General features: G+C 53.7%; 18 protein-coding genes. 10 read left to right on the top strand and 8 right to left on the bottom strand.

Translation table 11 applies throughout. The annotated features are described in order from the left end of the window. Positions 1-2 precede the first annotated feature (2 nt). Positions 3-1325: an SrfA family protein gene (locus GY169_RS12130; protein ID WP_167575893.1), complete on the bottom strand. Its 1323-nt coding sequence runs from the start codon at positions 1323-1325 to the stop codon at positions 3-5. A 258-nt stretch (positions 1326-1583) separates the two neighbouring features. On the opposite strand from GY169_RS12130, the gene GY169_RS12125 reads away from it, so the two are divergent. Together GY169_RS12125 and GY169_RS12120 are read left to right on the top strand one after the other, a co-directional pair. After that, positions 1584-3182, top strand: coding sequence for an ABC transporter substrate-binding protein (locus GY169_RS12125; protein WP_167575892.1), 1599 nt, complete (start codon positions 1584-1586; stop codon positions 3180-3182). Positions 3183-3191: 9 nt separating this feature from the next. Beyond that, complete coding sequence (locus GY169_RS12120) at positions 3192-3425, top strand: DUF2526 family protein (RefSeq protein WP_167575891.1); 234 nt, start codon at positions 3192-3194, stop codon at positions 3423-3425. A gap of 56 nt (positions 3426-3481) precedes the next feature. Here the strand turns inward: GY169_RS12120 and GY169_RS12115 are convergent, their stop codons facing one another. Together GY169_RS12115 and GY169_RS12110 are read right to left on the bottom strand one after the other, a co-directional pair. Further along, positions 3482-3931 carry a DMT family transporter gene (locus tag GY169_RS12115; RefSeq protein WP_163449541.1) on the bottom strand — a complete coding sequence of 150 codons (450 nt, stop codon included), beginning with the start codon at positions 3929-3931 and terminating at the stop codon, positions 3482-3484. Then, positions 3928-4446, bottom strand: a complete 519-nt coding sequence (locus tag GY169_RS12110) for a GNAT family N-acetyltransferase (RefSeq protein ID WP_167575890.1) — start codon at positions 4444-4446, stop codon at positions 3928-3930. Before GY169_RS12110 ends, GY169_RS12115 begins: the two co-directional genes overlap by 4 nt. Before the next feature lie 38 nt (positions 4447-4484). Here GY169_RS12110 and GY169_RS12105 point away from each other — a divergent pair, with 38 nt between their 5' ends. Both GY169_RS12105 and GY169_RS12100 read left to right on the top strand, forming a co-directional pair. Further along, a complete protein-coding gene (locus GY169_RS12105) occupies positions 4485-5060 on the top strand; it encodes a helix-turn-helix domain-containing protein (RefSeq protein ID WP_163449539.1) in 576 nt (191 codons plus the stop codon). Positions 5061-5233: 173 nt separating this feature from the next. After that, positions 5234-5899 (top strand): GntR family transcriptional regulator, encoded by a 666-nt coding sequence (locus GY169_RS12100; protein WP_167575889.1) that lies wholly within the window; start codon positions 5234-5236, stop codon positions 5897-5899. 44 nt (positions 5900-5943) lie between these two features. On the opposite strand, the gene pqqU is transcribed toward GY169_RS12100, so the two are convergent. Then, complete coding sequence (gene pqqU, locus GY169_RS12095) at positions 5944-8055, bottom strand: TonB-dependent receptor PqqU (protein ID WP_167575888.1); 2112 nt, start codon at positions 8053-8055, stop codon at positions 5944-5946. A 257-nt stretch (positions 8056-8312) separates the two neighbouring features. On the opposite strand from pqqU, the gene GY169_RS12090 reads away from it, so the two are divergent. Together GY169_RS12090 and GY169_RS12085 are read left to right on the top strand one after the other, a co-directional pair. Then, complete coding sequence (locus tag GY169_RS12090) at positions 8313-9377, top strand: YncE family protein (RefSeq protein WP_167575887.1); 1065 nt, start codon at positions 8313-8315, stop codon at positions 9375-9377. A gap of 140 nt (positions 9378-9517) precedes the next feature. Continuing rightward, positions 9518-9739 carry a YgdI/YgdR family lipoprotein gene (locus GY169_RS12085; protein WP_163449589.1) on the top strand — a complete coding sequence of 74 codons (222 nt, stop codon included), beginning with the start codon at positions 9518-9520 and terminating at the stop codon, positions 9737-9739. Positions 9740-9750: 11 nt separating this feature from the next. On the opposite strand, the gene feaR is transcribed toward GY169_RS12085, so the two are convergent. After that, positions 9751-10659 (bottom strand): transcriptional regulator FeaR, encoded by a 909-nt coding sequence (feaR, locus tag GY169_RS12080; protein WP_163449590.1) that lies wholly within the window; start codon positions 10657-10659, stop codon positions 9751-9753. Between the two features lie 233 nt (positions 10660-10892). Between feaR and GY169_RS12075 the strand changes: the two genes are divergently transcribed. Beyond that, positions 10893-12392: an aldehyde dehydrogenase family protein gene (locus GY169_RS12075; RefSeq protein ID WP_163449591.1), complete on the top strand. Its 1500-nt coding sequence runs from the start codon at positions 10893-10895 to the stop codon at positions 12390-12392. Positions 12393-12496: 104 nt separating this feature from the next. On the opposite strand, the gene GY169_RS12070 is transcribed toward GY169_RS12075, so the two are convergent. Continuing rightward, positions 12497-13405, bottom strand: a complete 909-nt coding sequence (locus GY169_RS12070) for a LysR substrate-binding domain-containing protein (RefSeq protein ID WP_167575886.1) — start codon at positions 13403-13405, stop codon at positions 12497-12499. Between the two features lie 105 nt (positions 13406-13510). Here GY169_RS12070 and GY169_RS12065 point away from each other — a divergent pair, with 105 nt between their 5' ends. After that, positions 13511-14536, top strand: a complete 1026-nt coding sequence (locus tag GY169_RS12065) for a zinc-dependent alcohol dehydrogenase family protein (protein ID WP_167575885.1) — start codon at positions 13511-13513, stop codon at positions 14534-14536. Positions 14537-14606: 70 nt separating this feature from the next. On the opposite strand, the gene GY169_RS12060 is transcribed toward GY169_RS12065, so the two are convergent. Further along, positions 14607-14993: a VOC family protein gene (locus tag GY169_RS12060; protein WP_167575884.1), complete on the bottom strand. Its 387-nt coding sequence runs from the start codon at positions 14991-14993 to the stop codon at positions 14607-14609. A gap of 214 nt (positions 14994-15207) precedes the next feature. Beyond that, positions 15208-15525 carry a YebG family protein gene (locus tag GY169_RS12055; RefSeq protein WP_167575883.1) on the bottom strand — a complete coding sequence of 106 codons (318 nt, stop codon included), beginning with the start codon at positions 15523-15525 and terminating at the stop codon, positions 15208-15210. A 231-nt stretch (positions 15526-15756) separates the two neighbouring features. On the opposite strand from GY169_RS12055, the gene GY169_RS12050 reads away from it, so the two are divergent. Both GY169_RS12050 and GY169_RS12045 read left to right on the top strand, forming a co-directional pair. Beyond that, the gene (locus tag GY169_RS12050; RefSeq protein WP_167575882.1) at positions 15757-16467 is read left to right on the top strand and encodes a YnfC family lipoprotein; all 711 of its coding nucleotides are present in this window, start codon (positions 15757-15759) and stop codon (positions 16465-16467) included. A gap of 244 nt (positions 16468-16711) precedes the next feature. Then, positions 16712-17017 carry a transposase gene (locus GY169_RS12045; protein ID WP_167575881.1) on the top strand — a complete coding sequence of 102 codons (306 nt, stop codon included), beginning with the start codon at positions 16712-16714 and terminating at the stop codon, positions 17015-17017. Positions 17018-17124: the final 107 nt, after the last annotated feature.

Here is a 17124-nt window from a genome sequence, read left to right as displayed (position 1 = left end):
GGTTACGCTCCCGTCTTCTTAAAGGTCAGCGGTACCACCGTTCTGGCGTCAAAGCGGGCGGTGCACACAGCCACGTTGCTGTTGCCGGGTTTACAGCTGATTTCCGGCAGCGGGTAGCGGGCGCCGTCGCTGCACTGGGCGTTGCCGCGGCTTTTGATCATCAACTCGCCGTTTTGATGCAGGCCAGAAAAGACCGCGGCTTTACAGACGATATTGCCTTCTCGCACGAGGCGCACGGCGCCTTTATTGTTCTGAATCTGGTAGCGCAGGCTTGGCGCTTTACCAGTATGCGCGTCGCTGATATCCATCTGTGCCCGCCAGTTGCCGTTGAGGAAGCGCGTGGTGCCTGCGCGCATCTGGTCGGCATCCATCACCAGCGCATCTTTTGGAATAACGGCAATCACCACCGGTTTTTCTTCTTCTTTCACCACCGGTTCCGCTTTCACACTGGCCTGATGCAACGGCAGGTCGGTAATCAGTACCGGCATGGCGGGCGTTTGCGGGAGGGCAGGCGCGTCGGCAGTCTGAACGACGGGCTCGGACTCAGCCTGAGTGGTCGGGATCATCATGGGAACCGCAATCGCTACGGCGGCAACAGCGGCAGCAATCGGCAGGCCCCATAGCCAGCGCGGACGGCGCGTTCTGGCGACCGTCATCGGTATCATCGGTTCGGCGGGTGCCTGCGGTTCTTCAGGCTCTTCCACCGGCAGCGTGTAGGCATTAATCAACGGTTCATTCGCTGAAATCAGCGGCGCATCGGCTTCGCTAAACGTCACCACGGCGGGTTCGGGTTCTTCTACGAGAGGCACTTCGTCAATGGTCGGCGCTTGTGGTTGTTCCGGTTCAACGTAGCGCAGACAGTCGAATACGTCTTCACGTGCGCCTTCGTTGAGATTCACAAAGCCCCAGAAGCTGATAACCGGCTTACCGTCGACGAGGAACAGGTGATTTTCACCAGGAAATTGCAGCGATTTATCCAGCAGGGCGCCGAACAGTTGTTGTGCGGTTTTGTCGGATTGCAGGCATTTTTTGCTGAGCGTGCGTGCGCTCTCCTGCAAACCTTCTAAATAGTGCAGCGCCCGCGTGCGTGAGGTTTCATCCGCCGCTTTCCAGCTCATCGCCGCACCATCAATGGGCGAATACCAGTCCACCCGGTCGCCTTCATCATTTAACTGCGGTATCGCCAGGCAGTCGACCAGCGCGTTTTGCTTACGTAAACGCAGGGTTTCGCGCACCTGAAGCGCGGAATGAAATACGGTTTGCCCGCCGCCGCCTACGGCCTGAAAGTCATCAAGACTTCCGCTGCGTAAAAGAGTTTTTGCCACGTTCCTGTCCCATAGACTTCTTCACGGCATTACTTTACGCAAAGCAAAATGCAACAAACGGCGAAAGAGAGGGGTAAATCGGGTAATTCTCGCGGCATTGAATCGCTGGACTTAAGTCAAACCTGAGGAATTGCCGATGAAGAAACCAACAAATTAAGGTTATTCAGCATAACCTGAGACAAATTGGTTATTTGCCAGTTATCCGGGGCTGTGCTGTTATTAAGCCGTTCATATAATAAAATCGAAAGGCTTATAACCATGACCACAGGGAAAACGCTCCTCGCGCTGGCGCTCAGCGCGTTGTTACCGGCAAGCGCCGCCTGGGCGGCGAACAACGACACACTCGTCTACTGCTCCGAAGCCTCGCCGGAGTCCTTTAACCCGCAAATCGCCAGCTCAGGCCCGACCTTCGTCGCCAGTTCGCAAACGCTGTATAACCGGCTGATCAACTTTGATCCGGTGAAAAATACACCGATTCCCTCGCTGGCTACCGACTGGACGATTTCCCCGGATGGGCTGACTTATACCTTTACGCTGCGTCAGGGCGTGAAGTTCAACAGCAATAAATTCTTTACACCGACTCGCGACTTTAACGCTGATGACGTGATTTTCTCCGTACTACGACAGAAAGATAGCGATCATCCGTATCATAAGGTTTCGCAAGGCAACTACGAATATTTCAACGACGTGGGTCTCGATAAGCTGATTAAATCGGTGAAAAAACTCGATGACTATCACGTGCAGTTTGTGTTGAGTGAGCCGAACGCCGCATTCCTGGCCGACTGGGGGATGGATTTTGCGTCTATCCTGTCGGCGGAGTACGCCGATGCGATGATGAAAAAAGGCACGCCGGAAAACGTGGATAACTGGCCGATTGGTACCGGACCGTACGTGTTACAGCAATATAAGACTGACTCGCAGATTCGTTACCTTGCGAACCCGAACTACTGGGACGGCGCGGTGCCGACGAAGCACCTGATCTTCGCCATCACCCCGAACGTCGAGACGCGTCTGGCCAAGCTGCAAACCAACGAATGCCAGATTATCCCTGCGCCGTCGCCGGTACAGTTTGATGTGATTAAAAACAATCACGATCTGGCGTTGCATGCGGTCGAAGCCCTGAACGTTGGCTATCTGGCGTTTAACACCGAGAAAAAGCCGTTCGATAATGTGCTGGTCCGCCAGGCGCTGAACTACGCTACCGACAAGCAGGCGATCGTCAATGCGGTGTTTATGGGCTCCGGAACGGTGGCAAAATCGCCGATCCCACCAAACATGATGGGCTTTAATAAAGATCTGAAGGATTACAGTTACGATCCTGAAAAAGCGAAAGCGTTGCTGAAACAGGCCGGGTTAGAGAAGGGGGTTGATGTGACGCTGTGGTCAATGCCGGTGCAGCGCCCTTATAACCCGAACTCGCGCCGGATCGCGGAAATGATCCAGAACGATTGGGCCAAAGTGGGCGTGAAGGCCAAAATTGTGACCTATGAGTGGGGGGAGTACCTCTCCGGTATCCGCAAAGGCGAACATGGCAGCGCGCTGTACGGCTGGATGTCGGACAACGGCGATCCGGATAACTTTGCCAATACGCTGCTCGGATGCGATAGCATTAAAACGGGCTCTAACGCCGCGCGCTGGTGTAATAAAGAGTATGATGGCCTGGTGAAAAAAGCGCTGGTGGTGAGCGACCCGGCGAAACGTGCCGCGCTCTACGAGCAGGCGCAAGAGATTTACTACCAGCAGGCGCCGTGGATTGCGTTGGCGAACGGCAAAACGTTCTATGCCACGCGTAGCAACGTAACCGGCTACAGCGTAAGCCTGATGGGCAGCGATTTCTCGAAAGTGAAAATCAATTAAGGAGCAGGTATGTCACATCTGGATGAGGTCATCGCGCGCGTTGACGCGGCGATTGAAGAGAGCGTGATTACGCACATGAATGAGCTGCTGGTGGCGCTAAGCGACGATGCAGAGCTGAGTCGTGAAGATCGTTTTACCCAGCAGCAGCGCCTGCGCGTGACGATTTCCCATCACGGGCAGCATCTGCGCGAGCAGGAAGAGGCACGTAAAGAGCAGCTCACTCAGGGTGGAACAATCCTGTAAACCGCTCTGGCCGGGCTGAGCCCCGGCCAGGCGCAGCGCGGGGAGGCGGCGCTGATTCAGAACTGTCTCCTCGCCACCAGCCACGCCCCGACAATCAACATCACCGCGCCGCACACCGGCCCCACCAGCGCTCGCCAGGGCACCCCATGGCTGCGCATCACGTCCATCACCAGACCGCCGATAAGCTGGCTGGCGACCAGCACGGCAATCGTGGTTGCCGCGCCCACGTACTGATAGCCGCTGATGCTGGCAAAGACGAAGAACGAACCCAACAGACCGGGAAGCAGCGTCCACCACTTAACGGTGGAGATGAGTTCGTTTACGCCCGCCAGCCCGTGTTTGATCAGCAGAATACTGACGAATAGCACAATACCAACCAGTGAATTGAGCAGCATCGCCACCAGAATCGTCGAGGCCGATTGGGTGATCCGCACCATCAGCGTGTTCTGGATAACCAGGCCGATGCCGGCGGCAACCAGAAACGTCAACGTGAGGGATTGATTCATGCTTTACCGTCCGGATCGCGACGATTATCCAACTGAAGCTGCATAAAGGTGAGGTCCAGCCAGCGGCCAAATTTGGTGCCAACCTGCGGCATTTGCCCGGTGGTGACAAAACCGTGCTTTTCGTGCAAGTGCAGGGACGCATGGTTTTGCGACTCGATGCCTGCCACCATCACATGCTTGCCGCGACGTTTCGCTTCTTCAATCAGCGCGGCAAGCAGAATATGGCCCAGCCCCTTACCCTGATGGTCCGGATGAACGTAAACGGAGTGTTCGACGGTATGGCGGAAACCATCAAACGCGCGCCAGTCACCGTAGGAGGCATAGCCCGTCACCACGTCGTTTTCTTCGCTGACCAATACGGGAAAGTGCCCAAGCTGACGCGCTTCAAACCAGGCAATGCGGTTGTCGGTATCGACGGTTTTATCGTTCCAGATGGCCGCGGTATGCAGCACGGCGTGATTATAGATGGCCGCTATCGCGGCGCAGTCTTCTTTGGTCGCAAAACGAATAGGCATGGTTGCACCCTGTGTGTTGTTCACTATAGTATAACGATATGAATACTATTGAAGACAACTTAAATCAACGGATCGGCGCAAGAATTCGTATTGAGCGCGAATCGCGAAGCTGGTCGCTGAGTGAGTTAGCCGAGCGCGCTGGCGTATCTCGGGCGATGATTCACAAAATTGAGCGCGGTGAAAGCAGCCCCACGGCGACGCTGCTGGCGCGGCTTTCCGGCGCGTTCGGCATAAGCATGTCAACCTTGATTGCCCGCGCCGAGATTCAGGAGGGGAAACTGCTGCGTTTCGCGGACCAGCCCGTGTGGCACGATCCACAAAGCCACTATCTGCGGCGTCATGTTTCGCCGCGCGGTGAGTTGCCTGTCGATTTGGTACAAATTGAGCTTCCCGCAGGTAGCGATATCCCGATGCCGGCTTCGGCTTACGCGATGGCGCGTCAGCTGATCTGGGTTCAGCAAGGGGAATTGCTCTTCATGGAAGGGGAAACCGGGCATCGTATGCAGGCTGGCGACTGTCTGGAGCTGGGGCCGCCGAACGACTGCCGCTTTATTAACGATAGCGGTCATACATGTGTTTATCTGGTTGTTCGTTTGAATCTTCCACTCTCGTGATTATTTCGCTAATGACGTATTAATGCGTCATTTGGCGAAGCGCTCTCAATCGCTTTTAATTTCACGTCTGCAACATGTGAAAAATATATATTGTGTTTTTTGCACAAAACAGGAAACGCCAGCTATTAATTATTATAGGCTCTGGGCCAATTAACCGTGGGGTTATAATAAATATGCTGGATTTTGCTAAAGCACAACGTATGAGCCTGACACAGCAGGTTGAGAATAATATCAAGAACGCACTTATCATTGGCGCATTAAAACCCGGTGCCCGACTCGTGACGCGTGAAATAGCCGCGAATCAAGGGATCAGCATTACACCCGTTCGCGAGGCGCTGTTGCGGCTGGTCTCCTTGGGGGCATTGCAGGCCGCACCGGCGCAGGCATTTATGGTTCCGGTGCTAACCGATTCCAGCTATCAGGAAATAACCCAGATACGAAAAAATCTCGAAGGAATGGCGGCCGCAGCGGCCTCCGGGAATATGACCGCACAAAAAATGCAGGAACTCCATCATCTGTTGGCGTTACTGCATGAAGCAAAAGCCTCTGGTGATATCACCCGCATGCTGCAGAGCAATTACCAGTTTCGTTTTCGAATATATGAATACGCGGAAATGCCCACTTTAATGATTATGATCGAACAATTATGGGTTCGGGTAGGGCCAAGTTTCCACTATTTATATTTAAATTCAGTAGAACCGTTTCAGCAAACCAATTTATATCAGCGCCTGCTGATGGCGCTGGAGAAAAAAGATTCGATGGCCAGCCATACGGCAATGTGCCAGATTGTTGATGAATCAGCGCATTTCTTACAGCGCCAGTATTGCCCTAGCCATTAATCTGCAAATACGTTTCCGGGTTTCCCCGGAAACGTTCACGCGCTTTACTCAAAACGCCAGGCGACATTCACGCCAACGCCGTAGTTACGCCCAGGAGCCGGTTCGTAATAACGACCATTCGACTCGTTGACGATAACGGAGCCGACATATTGGCGGTCGAAGAGGTTATCGACCCGGCCAAACACATCCAGATTCCAGTTGCCGATATCGAACTTGTAGCCGGTGTTCAATCCGACAACCGTCCACGATGGCGCGCGGGCGGTGTTTTCATCGTTGGCCATAATATCGCTCATATAGCGCACGTCGGCACCCGCATACCAGCCGTTTTCCGGTTCATAGCCCAGAGAGGCAAAGCCCATATTGCGCGCAATCCCTGGAATGCGATTGCCATTACAGTTGGCGTCATCACAGACGTTGGTACGATAGGTCGCGTCAAGCCAGGTCCAGGCCGCTTTGGCGCGCCAGTTTTCAGCGAATTGCTGATCCAGCGACAACTCCGCCCCCTGGCGACGTGTTTTTCCGGCGTTTTTGTAGCTGGTACGTCCGCCGCTGCTGCTGTCGACGACAATTTCGTTATCGGTATCTGTCTGGAACAGCGCCGCCGTCAGCAAACCGTTGCCAATACGCGTTTTGCTGCCAATTTCCACCGTTTCGTTGGTCGAAGGTTGCAATCCAAAGTTCAGTCCGCCGCGATCGTCTGAACGGTAGGAAAGCTCGTTAATCGTCGGGGTCTCAAAGCCGCGCCCGGCGGAGAGATAGACGTTCCACGCATCGGTGACCGCGTACTTCAACGATCCCGCAGGTAGCCATTTGTGATAGCTGGCGTCGCCGCTATCGTCGCCATTTGTCGCGGTGATGTAGTGGTCGTTGGAGTCAAACCACACCGAACTGTAGCGCACGCCTGCATCAAGACTGAGTTTATCGGTTAACTGCCACTGGGTTTGCAGGTAGGGATCGACATTCCACATCAGGTTGCGTTCATTGCGACGCAGATTACCTTTTTCACCGTATTCCGGCGTGGTGCCATTCATCACGAAGTTTTCGTAACCGCGACGCTTCTCGCTCATGTTCTCGTAGTTCAGGCCGGTGGTGAAGCTGACCGGAACCAGCAGTTCGCCGCGGTGCGTCCAGCGGGTATCGATGCCCTGATAGTGACGATCGAGGTCGATCACGCCGCCCGCATGGGTGGGTTTAAGCTGCGGGGCACGTGGAATCGACTGATACTGCGTGGTTTGACGCTCACCAGCGTACATCATGACGCTTAAATCGTCCTGTTCACTGAGCTGACGCTCGTAGCGCAGGCCTGCCTGGGTCTGTTTTACGCTTTTGCGCATGTTGTACTGGTCACCGCGCGGCGACTGCTCGCGGTTCTGGTGCAGTTCGTTGTAGTCCAGCCCACCGGGATCGTTGGCCTTAATATCGACACTGTTAAACAGCAGGGTCAGCTTGCTGACATCGTTGATGCGTACACCCAGTTTGGCGTTGGCGAGGTTTTTGCGCGCCGCGCTGTGGTCGCGATAACCACGGGTGATGAATCGATTCGTCGACACGGTGTAATCGACATCCCCCGCGTGACTACCGTCGCCGACGGCGCCCGTCGCTTTCATACCGTAATGCCAGGTGCCATAGCTACCGTAATAGCTGCTGGCTTCCAGCGTGGTGGGCTGTTTGCCGCTTTCGGTGGTGACGTTGACTACGCCGCCGGATGAGTTGCCGTATAGCGCGGAGAAGGGGCCGCGTAGCACGTCAATATGATCGACGCTACCAATATCGATGTTTGACGTTTGCCCCTGACCGTCTGGCATGGTCGCCGGGATGCCGTCAACGTACATGCGAATACCGCGCACACCGTAGGTGGAGCGTGAACCAAAGCCGCGAATCGACAGCTGGAGATCCTGGGCGTAGTTCTGCCGGTTCTGAATTTGTAAACCCGGCACGGCGCCGAGCGATTCTGACAGGTTAACGCGCGGCGTGGCGTGGCGCATATCCTCGCCGTCAACCACGCTGACCGCGGCCGGCGTATCCAGCTCAGAGACGGTTTGAGGCGTGGCGGTCACAATTAACGTTTGTTCGTCAGCGGCCCAGGAAAAGGGGGAGAAAGCAAGCGGCAACAGCAGCACAGGCAGCGTCGCTGAGCGCACAGAAATGATTTTCATGAAAAACTCGCAAAATGTACCAAATGGAACAGACTCTGAATAGAGTAATACTTTTGTAAATATATTGAAAACTTTAGCAGCATAAATGGTTAATTTCAGGTGATGAAATAGAAACTTTTTGCCGCACGGTAGAAAGAAAAGCTCCACTTTGTATAAATTAATGATTACTATTCGCATCTACAAAACGTAGCGCCATGACGCTGCGAAGGCTGAAGCCATGTGAGCAGTAACAATTAAGTTCATCAAAGGGAGTCGTCATGTCATTACGTCAATTGTCCGCACCGCGCCTGCGCCGTTCTCTGTTGTTGAGTGCCTTACTGCTGGCGGGAAGCTTTAGCGCGCAGGCCGCAGAGGAAATGCTGCGTAAAGCGGTCGGTAAAGGGGCATATGAAATGGCCTACAGCCAGCAGGAAAATGCGCTGTGGCTAGCCACCTCACAAAGCCGTAAAACGGATAAAGGTGGGGTGGTGTACCGCCTGGACCCGACTACGCTGGAAGTGACCCAAACGATCCATAACGATCTTAAACCGTTTGGCGCCACGCTGAACTCGCAGACCCAGACGCTGTGGTTTGGCAACACCATCAACGGTGCTGTCACCGCCATTGATGCGAAAAGCGGTGACGTCAAAGGGCGTCTGGTGCTTGATGGCCGTCAGCGTAGCGAAACGGTGAAACCGTTGCAGCCACGTCAGCTGGCGGTGAATGAGAAGACCAACACCGTGTATATCACCGGTGTTGGGAAAGAGGGCAGCGCGGTATGGGTGGTTGATGGCGATAAAATCGCGCTGAAAACCACAATCGAAGGCACCGGCAGTTTCGGCACCGGGCTGGCGGTTGATGCGGAGAAACAGCGCCTGTACGTGACGAACGCCGACGGCGAGCTGGTGACCATTGATACCGCGAGCAACAAAATCGTCAATCGTCAGAAACTGCAGGACGATGGCAAAGAGCACTTCTACATCAACCTGAGCCTGGATACCGCCGGTCAGCGCGCCTTTATTACCGACTCGAAACAGCCGGAACTGCTGGTGGTGAACCTGAAAGATGGCAAAGTGTTGTCGAAGGTGGATACCAAAGAAGGGCTGGCGGTGCTGTTTAACCCGACGCGTAATGAAGTTTATGTTACCCAGCGCAAAGCGGGCACCGTGACGGTTATCGACGCCAAAGATTACAAGGTGACCAAAACCATTCAGACCCCGACCTTCCCAAACAGCCTGGCGCTGTCTGCCGATGGCAAAACGCTGTTTGTGAGCGTGAAGCAGGAATCTACTCGTCAGAAAGAGGCGACCGCCCCGGATGATGTGATTCGTATCGCGCTGTAACCTTTAACGGGAGACGGTCGACGTCTCCCGTATCCTGCTAATTTATCTTCTGTTACATCCGGTTTATTTCATTTTGCGCCATCGGGCATACAATGCACCCACTTAACCCCACGGTGGGTAGAAGAATGAACGGAGAAACCATGAAAAAATCTTTATATGCGCTGTGTGCGGGCCTGATGGTTCTGGCGCTGGCGGGTTGCACCACTAACTACGTGATGACCACCAAAAGCGGACAAACGATTGTGACGCACGGCAAGCCGCAGCTGGATAAAGAGACCGGTATGACCAGCTATACCGATCAGGACGGCAACGCGCGAGAAATTAACAGCAGTGACGTGGCGCAACTGGTCGAAGATAACTGATTACGCTGACCTCAGCGGCCGCGTTTACGATACTCTCCCGGCGACATGCCAAACCGCTGTTTGAAGGCGGTGGAGAAGTGGCTGTGGTCGCTGAACCCCCAGCGGTAGCCAATTCCCGCCAGCTTTTCATCGTCGTGCGCGCTCAGCAGCGCCTGGGCGCATAAATCTAAACGGCGATTTTTAATATATTGCGCCACCACCAGACCTTTATCAGCAAACAGCCGGTACAGGCTACGAACCGACATCCCGGTTTCGCTGGCCAGCCATTCAGGGCGCAGATGTTCTTCCTGGATAGCATCGTCGATCAAGCGCATGATTTTTTGATATTGCTTCTCTCGCCGCGAGGGCTGGACATCCTGTTGATGCAGCATCGGACGCAGCAGGCAGACCATCGCATCGAGCGCCGCTTCGCTTTCGCTGGCCGAAAGTTGCGGGCTGCTCATGCTTTCATGCAGCAGACGTTGGCTGAGCTGCACCATCGGTAGCGATTTATCCAGACGGGTGGCGACGCGAATTCCGCTGCCGCGCAGCTGGTTTTCCAGCAGTTGGCGAGGCAGCAACAGCGAGACCTGACGCGAGGTTTGCTGCCAGAGAATAGAACAGGGACGCGAAGCATCAATCAGCGTCATGTCGCCGCTTTGCAGGCACACCTGACGATCGTCCTGCTCAATGCTGGCTTCGCCGGAAAGCTGAAAAACGGTATAGAACCAGGCGTCATTGCCGCCGCGGATCTCCTGACGCGTGCGATACAGATTGACGTTGCGGGTGGTGACGGTACTGAGCTTCAGGCTGCCCGCATAGCTGGTATCAATCTCGCCGTGGAAGTCGCCTTCCAGCGGACGTGCGGCAAAATGCCCGCAGACCTGATTAATCTTCGCCAGCCAGTCATGATACGTCTCACCGCCTTTTACCGCTGCCATACGTCATCTCTGCAATGAAAATGTGATGTTATTGTTGCATTTGTGTTTCTTTAAACAAGGCTGTTCACAGGAATATATGAAAGAACTATTACCTGCGACACACTTCTGCCAACGCAATCTGCTTAATTGCGGCGTCTGTCACAGCCGCACAAGCGAATGTCACAGAGACAAAAGCGACTTCTTCAGACCCGCCGTAGACTGAAATGACTAACCGCGAAGAATAAGGAGACGATATGTCCTCAGCACAGGTAGCGCTGCTCCCAGGCGTGCAGCAATTTTTAGACCGTCAGCATGGCCTGTTTATTGATGGCGCGCAGCAGGCGGCGCAGAGTGAAAAACGTCTCACCGTTTGGGATCCGGCGACCGGCAAAGCGATTGCCACCACGGCTGATGCCAACGCGGCTGACGTTGATCGCGCGGTGATGTCCGCCTGGCGCGCGTTTGTTTCCCGCAGTTGGGCCGGTCGAACGCCTGCGGAACGTGAACGTATTTTGCTGCGTTTTGCTGACCTCGTTGAACAGAACGGCGAAGAACTGGCCCAGCTGGAAACGCTGGAGCAGGGCAAATCGATCAATATCTCCCGCGCTTTCGAAGTGGGCTGTACGCTGAACTGGATGCGCTACACCGCCGGATTAACCACTAAAATCAGCGGTCGCACGTTGGATGTTTCCATTCCGTTCCCGCCGGGCGCGCGCTATCAGGCGTGGACCAAAAAAGAGCCGGTCGGGGTGGTTGCCGGTATTGTGCCGTGGAACTTCCCGCTGATGATCGGCATGTGGAAGGTGATGCCCGCGCTGGCGGCAGGCTGCTCTATCGTAATTAAGCCATCCGAAACTACGCCGCTGACGCTGCTGCGCGTGGCTGAACTGGCTATCGAGGCCGGGGTGCCGGAAGGTATTTTCAACGTGGTCACCGGTAGCGGCACCGAGTGCGGTGCGGCGTTAACCTCGCATCCACATGTGGCCAAGGTGAGCTTTACCGGCTCGACCGCCACTGGCAAACAGATTGCCCGCGTTGCCGCCGACAGGCTGACCCGCGTCACGCTGGAACTGGGCGGGAAAAACCCGGCGATCGTCCTGAAAGACGCCGACCCGGCGTGGGTGATTGAAGGGCTGATGACAGGCAGCTTCCTCAATCAGGGGCAGGTGTGCGCGGCCAGTTCACGCATCTATATTGAAGCGCCGCTGTTCGACACCCTGGTGAGCGGCTTCGAGCAGGCGGTGAAATCGCTGCAGGTGGGGCCAGGTATGCTGGAGACCACACAGATTAACCCGGTGGTTTCTCAGGCGCACTGCGCTAAAGTGGCGGCTTATCTGGACGAGGCACGTAAACAGAATGCGGAACTGATCGCCGGCAACGTTGGCCCGGACGCGCAGGGTTTCTACATTCCGCCGACGCTTGTTATCAACCCAGACGCCAACCTACGCTTAACCCGCGAAGAGGTGTTTGGCCCGGTCGTGAACCTGGTGCGCGTCACCGACGGCGAAGAGGCGCTGCGCCTGGCCAACGACAGCGACTTCGGCCTGACCGCCAGCGTCTGGACCCGCGACCTGACCCAGGCGCTGAACTATACCGACCGCCTGCAAGCCGGTACGGTATGGGTCAACAGCCATACGCTGATTGATGCTAACTTGCCGTTTGGCGGCATGAAACAGTCGGGCACGGGGCGTGATTTTGGCCCGGACTGGCTGAACGACTGGTGTGAAACCAAGTCGGTGTGCGTTCGTTACTGAGTGATGACGGGTGGCCTACGGTTGAGGCGATACTTAAACCTATCGCCATAATCTGTAGGCCTGATAAGCGAAGCGCCATCAGGCAACCAAGCGAGTTCCGGCATTTATGCGACAGTCATCATCGCGGGCAACTCGCTTATCAGTTTATCGACGGCCAGTCGGACCTTAAGAGAAGGATGGGGCGTTCTCAGCCATACGGCATAAACTGGCCACGTTCCCGAAGACTGCGCTTTTAATATTTGTTTCAGTTCGCCGTTAAGCAGTTGCTCTTTGACCAGCCAGTAGGGCAGCCAGACAATCCCCGCTCCCGTTAACGCACTGTCTTTTACCGCCTGCATATCATCCATCATGATTCTGGCAGGAGGATTCATCTCGATTGCTTCCCCACGCTCATTTTGCACTCGCCATTTGAGAATGCGCCCGGAATGAATGTAGGCCACCGCCTCGTGTTGATGAAGGTCTTCTGCACAAGTGGGCTCACCGGCGCGGCGGAGATAATCCGCAGAGGCGCAGAAAACCATGGTGTGCGAGGCCAGCTGCCGCGCAATCAGGCTACTGCTGTCGGCCAGTGCGCCGATCCTGACGGCCAGATCGAACCCTTCTTCTGACAAATCAACCTGGCGATCGCTGAACGAGATTTCCAGTATCAGCTGCGGATGTTCTTTTGCCAGCGCCGATAATAGCGGCGCAATACACAAGTGGCCGAGCAGAACAGGAACGGACACCCGTAGTTTGCCGTTTGCCTGGAGTTTGCCGCTGTCCAGGATATCCTCTGCCGTTTTGATTTCCGCCAGCGCCCGGCGACAGTATTCGTAATAAAGCGAGCCTTCGTCGGTCAGACTCTGGCTGCGGGTGGTACGGCTAAAAAGGGTTACGCCTAATCTTTCCTCAAGCCGGGAGACGGTTTTGGCTACCGCCGAACGCGTGACGTGAAGTTTGGCGGCAGCCTGTGAAAAGCTCACCGATTCAGCCGCGGCGACAAAGACGGGAATACTGTTCAATTCACTTTTCATATTGTTGCCATTCAGGAATCAATCAGAGGAAATACTATCTCCACTGTAGCGTAAAGTGCAATGTTACCATCCATAACATCCGTGATTAACTTTGCAGGAATCGCCATGAACCGTACGATGAAACGTTGGACGCTAAACGAAACCGGACGTCAGAATCTCAAACTCACCGAAGCAGAAATCCCGCAGCCCGGCCAGAATGAAGTCCTGGTGCGGGTGAATGCGGTCGCTCTTAACTACCGGGATAAGGTCATTATCGAAGGCGGAATGGGGAACGGCATGCCCATGCCTTTCACCCCCGGTTCCGATATGGCCGGCGTGGTTGAGGCCGTTGGGCCTGGGGTGACCCGTTTTCGCCCTGGCGAGCGCGTGATTTCTTCTTTTAACGCCGACTGGATTGATGGCAAGCTGGAAAATAATGCCGCCAATCCGCATTACAACACCCTGGGGTACGCTATCCAGGGCGTTCTGGCAGAATACGTCGTGATGCGTGAAGCGTGGCTGGTTGCGGCGCCACGAACGCTCAACGACGCGCAGGCCAGTACGCTGGTGTGTGCGGGGCTGACGGCCTGGTTTGCCCTGGTTGAGCGTGGCCACCTGCATGCCGGTGAAACCGTACTGGTTCAGGGCACGGGCGGCGTGGCGATCTTTGTCCTTCAGATTGCCAAAGCGATGGGGGCCGAAGTGTTTATTACCTCATCCAGTGACGACAAGCTGGCAGCAGCGGTGGCCCTTGGCGCTGATCATGGTATTAACCGCAACAAAGAGGACTGGGTTGACGCGGTCTATCGGCTGACTCATCAGCGAGGTATCGATCACGTTGTGGATACCGTTGGTGGCCGTAATTTTGCCGATTCTGTTCGCGCGGTGGCGTCGCACGGTCGTATCTCACTCATTGGGATGATGGACACGCACGACACCTCAGCACCAGGGGGATTACTGTTGCTCAAATCGCCAACCGTTCAGGGGATTGGCGTTGGCCATCGGCGGGCGCTGGAAGATCTGGTTCGTGCCGTTGACACGATTGCCCTGAAACCGGTTATCGACAAATCTTTCCGCTTCGACGAACTACCAGAGGCGCTAAACTACCTCGATAAAGGCGCGTTTGGCAAAATCGTCATTCAGATTAACTGATTGCCGGGGAGGTCACCTCACTCACCGGGATACAGGCGAGCAGGGGGGCACGCGCTGACGAGCACGTGTCCTACCCCCACGCTTTGTTCTGGATAACGACTCTGTATCCATCGACGTCAACAAATGTCTTCCCGTTCACATCCCAGTAAGGGTTGAATGATTTTGTCATGATAAAACCGGCATCGGTCATTTTCTGGCAAGCATGCATCCATTCCTTTTCATCCGGATAATAAAGAACGAGTAAATCCTCTTCGGTATGCAGCGGTTGAACCGGATGGTATTCGCAATGAGTCAATTCGATATGCCAGCCTAAGCCTTCCCGGCCTAACATGATTCCGTTGAAACCGTCATGGTCGTTGAATTCAGCAATTTTCTGCAGCCCCAGCCCCTGACTGTACATCAAAAAAGACCGTTCAATATTGGTGACGGGTTTGGCAATACGCATGTGACTAAACATCGGCGACTCTCCTGGCGAAGATAGGGTATGAACGTGGATATCTTCGATGAGTTTACACGTTAGCCTGTTTTTGATTTGTCGATGAGAGCCTGCCAGATACGCTTAATTCTTGATGTATGAAGTCCATCAACGGGATGGATGATGGCTGCAGAATAAAAGCCGCAAGCAGTTTTCTGCTTACGGCTCCAGGAGCGGTGAGGTTACGTTCTGGTATTCAGGCTGCCTTCACGGCTTTAATTTTTTTACTGTCAGCCGTATCAGACGCTGGAGTGTCGGTTTTCGTTGCGGTATTCATCTCCGGCAGCTTGCTGGTGCGTAAAATATGCTGCACGGTCACTTTCTGCTCGGCGAGATACAGACCAAGGTCCTCCGCCTGCGTTTCATCCATCGGCATTCCGCTTTGCAACAGCAAGTCGGTAAACGCTTCTGCCATATCGAGCAGTCTGTCGTGAGCGTCAGCCTCTTTCTTACTGGCAAATGTCATTTTCTCTTCACCTTTTCTTACGACAACATATTTTATTTCAACGGCCATGATTTGCCCCTTGCACTGTGATTATATCCAGTATATCAAGTCAGAGGCCGTGTTGCAGCTAAAAATACCCTCAGCCGAGCAAGCCCTACCAGAAACCGGAATACAACTTGTTTCAGGAAGACGCTAGAATGGCCTGGTGGTTCTCCCGTATTAACAGCGGCCGCTGACACCGAACATACCCATGGCTATTTGCAACAAATTTGATAAATGGCTTCCATAAAGGAATAAATAATGAAAGTAAGGGCGCTTTGCAGTCTGTTTCTTTTCACAGCATCATTTAATGCCGCAGCTATCACGCAATTTAAACCGGCGGTCTTAAATGCTGCGCTTTTGTTTGAGCATGATCCAACAGTCGGCAACGTCAAACATAGTGTGCAGTGGATTCGGGATGTTAACGGCAAACTCAGGGTGATGACGGAAGTAAGATATGACCGTAATGGTTGTTTTACTCATATCAATATGGTTGACAAGGAGAACACTCGTATTTTTCATTTGGTCAATAAAGAAGGGGCGTTAACCTCTTTTAATGGTCAGCGCATTACCGGAAAAATTAACGGTCGCTGCGAAATCACTGAGCTTGAAAATGAAACAGGGCAATATACCCTTAACTACAATATACGTGGGTTGCTTGAGACTATTGTCGATAAAAGTACGGGCGAAGTGGTAGAACGATATGAATATGGCAATAGCCAATTACCCGTACGTATCCGAAACTACCAGGATAACACCGACCAGCGTATTTTTTATCCGTCAGGAAGCGCACAGTTTGTTGATTCAGAAATCGTGTCGAAAAGAGGGGAATCGACTGTGCGCGTGAAACAGAGTTGTTCTTATACTGTTGATGGCAATGCCGATAAATGCTCGCTGATATCCTCTGCAAATGAGGAATATCGTGGCTCAATTCTGTTCTGGGTTTCAAACCACGAAACGGAATATTTCTGATTGGTGCAAAAGCGCGATAGTCACGTATCGCAACGAACCTGTAGGCCTGACAAGCGTTGCGTCATCAGGCCTACAAGCGAAACAACAGTAAAAGATTACCGCCGCTCAAAGTATCTATGATTATTTGTATCTAATTCAATGAATTATGATGTGTGTTAGGCTATTTTATCTTTGCCGATCTTTTTTTGTTGTATCTCCTGGCTTCGATTTGTACTGTCATGTAGACAAACCCTGGAGAATTGCCATGATTTACACTGAACGCCTTGAATTGATCCATAAAAGTGGTGATGTACTGTACCCTGTGAAGATAACCAGAAAATCAACGGGAAAAACCGCCTTTCACCTTGTACCATTTGGCCTGGATAAAACTGACGACCTCCTGGAGGTGGAAGACCCTTCAGAAGCAATTCGGCTGGTGATTGATGAACGGTATTCCATTCGTTGTAGCACAATTACAGCGACTATTACGGATAAAAAGGGCAAGCGAATTAAGCGAACAGGGATATACAACATTAAGGGAATTAGCATAAAAGGATATAACGTCAGGTAATGGCGCCGAGCGTACAAGCTACCATCATGAGCAGTGAGCAGATAATCGCCTGTTGATGAGTCGCTTATTCAATGTAAACGGGGCATAGTAAGCCATTCGGAACAGGA

The organism is Kluyvera genomosp. 3, assembly GCF_011765685.1.
In the GTDB taxonomy this organism is placed as follows: Bacteria; Pseudomonadota; Gammaproteobacteria; order Enterobacterales; family Enterobacteriaceae; genus Kluyvera; species Kluyvera georgiana_A.
This window is presented reverse-complemented; position numbering and strand designations above follow the sequence as displayed.

Bases quoted from the DNA above. Each gene is read 5' to 3' on its own strand.
- GY169_RS12125 (WP_167575892.1), top strand. From the start codon at position 1,584: ATGACCACAGGGAAAACGCTCCTCGCGCTGGCGCTCAGCGCGTTGTTA.
- GY169_RS12120 (WP_167575891.1), top strand. From the start codon at position 3,192: ATGTCACATCTGGATGAGGTCATCGCGCGCGTTGACGCGGCGATTGAA.
- GY169_RS12115 (WP_163449541.1), bottom strand. From the start codon at position 3,931: ATGAATCAATCCCTCACGTTGACGTTTCTGGTTGCCGCCGGCATCGGC.
- GY169_RS12110 (WP_167575890.1), bottom strand. From the start codon at position 4,446: ATGCCTATTCGTTTTGCGACCAAAGAAGACTGCGCCGCGATAGCGGCC.
- GY169_RS12105 (WP_163449539.1), top strand. From the start codon at position 4,485: ATGAATACTATTGAAGACAACTTAAATCAACGGATCGGCGCAAGAATT.
- GY169_RS12100 (WP_167575889.1), top strand. From the start codon at position 5,234: ATGCTGGATTTTGCTAAAGCACAACGTATGAGCCTGACACAGCAGGTT.
- pqqU (WP_167575888.1), bottom strand. From the start codon at position 8,055: ATGAAAATCATTTCTGTGCGCTCAGCGACGCTGCCTGTGCTGCTGTTG.
- GY169_RS12090 (WP_167575887.1), top strand. From the start codon at position 8,313: ATGTCATTACGTCAATTGTCCGCACCGCGCCTGCGCCGTTCTCTGTTG.
- GY169_RS12085 (WP_163449589.1), top strand. From the start codon at position 9,518: ATGAAAAAATCTTTATATGCGCTGTGTGCGGGCCTGATGGTTCTGGCG.
- feaR (WP_163449590.1), bottom strand. From the start codon at position 10,659: ATGGCAGCGGTAAAAGGCGGTGAGACGTATCATGACTGGCTGGCGAAG.
- GY169_RS12075 (WP_163449591.1), top strand. From the start codon at position 10,893: ATGTCCTCAGCACAGGTAGCGCTGCTCCCAGGCGTGCAGCAATTTTTA.
- GY169_RS12070 (WP_167575886.1), bottom strand. From the start codon at position 13,405: ATGAAAAGTGAATTGAACAGTATTCCCGTCTTTGTCGCCGCGGCTGAA.
- GY169_RS12065 (WP_167575885.1), top strand. From the start codon at position 13,511: ATGAACCGTACGATGAAACGTTGGACGCTAAACGAAACCGGACGTCAG.
- GY169_RS12060 (WP_167575884.1), bottom strand. From the start codon at position 14,993: ATGTTTAGTCACATGCGTATTGCCAAACCCGTCACCAATATTGAACGG.
- GY169_RS12055 (WP_167575883.1), bottom strand. From the start codon at position 15,525: ATGGCCGTTGAAATAAAATATGTTGTCGTAAGAAAAGGTGAAGAGAAA.
- GY169_RS12050 (WP_167575882.1), top strand. From the start codon at position 15,757: ATGAAAGTAAGGGCGCTTTGCAGTCTGTTTCTTTTCACAGCATCATTT.
- GY169_RS12045 (WP_167575881.1), top strand. From the start codon at position 16,712: ATGATTTACACTGAACGCCTTGAATTGATCCATAAAAGTGGTGATGTA.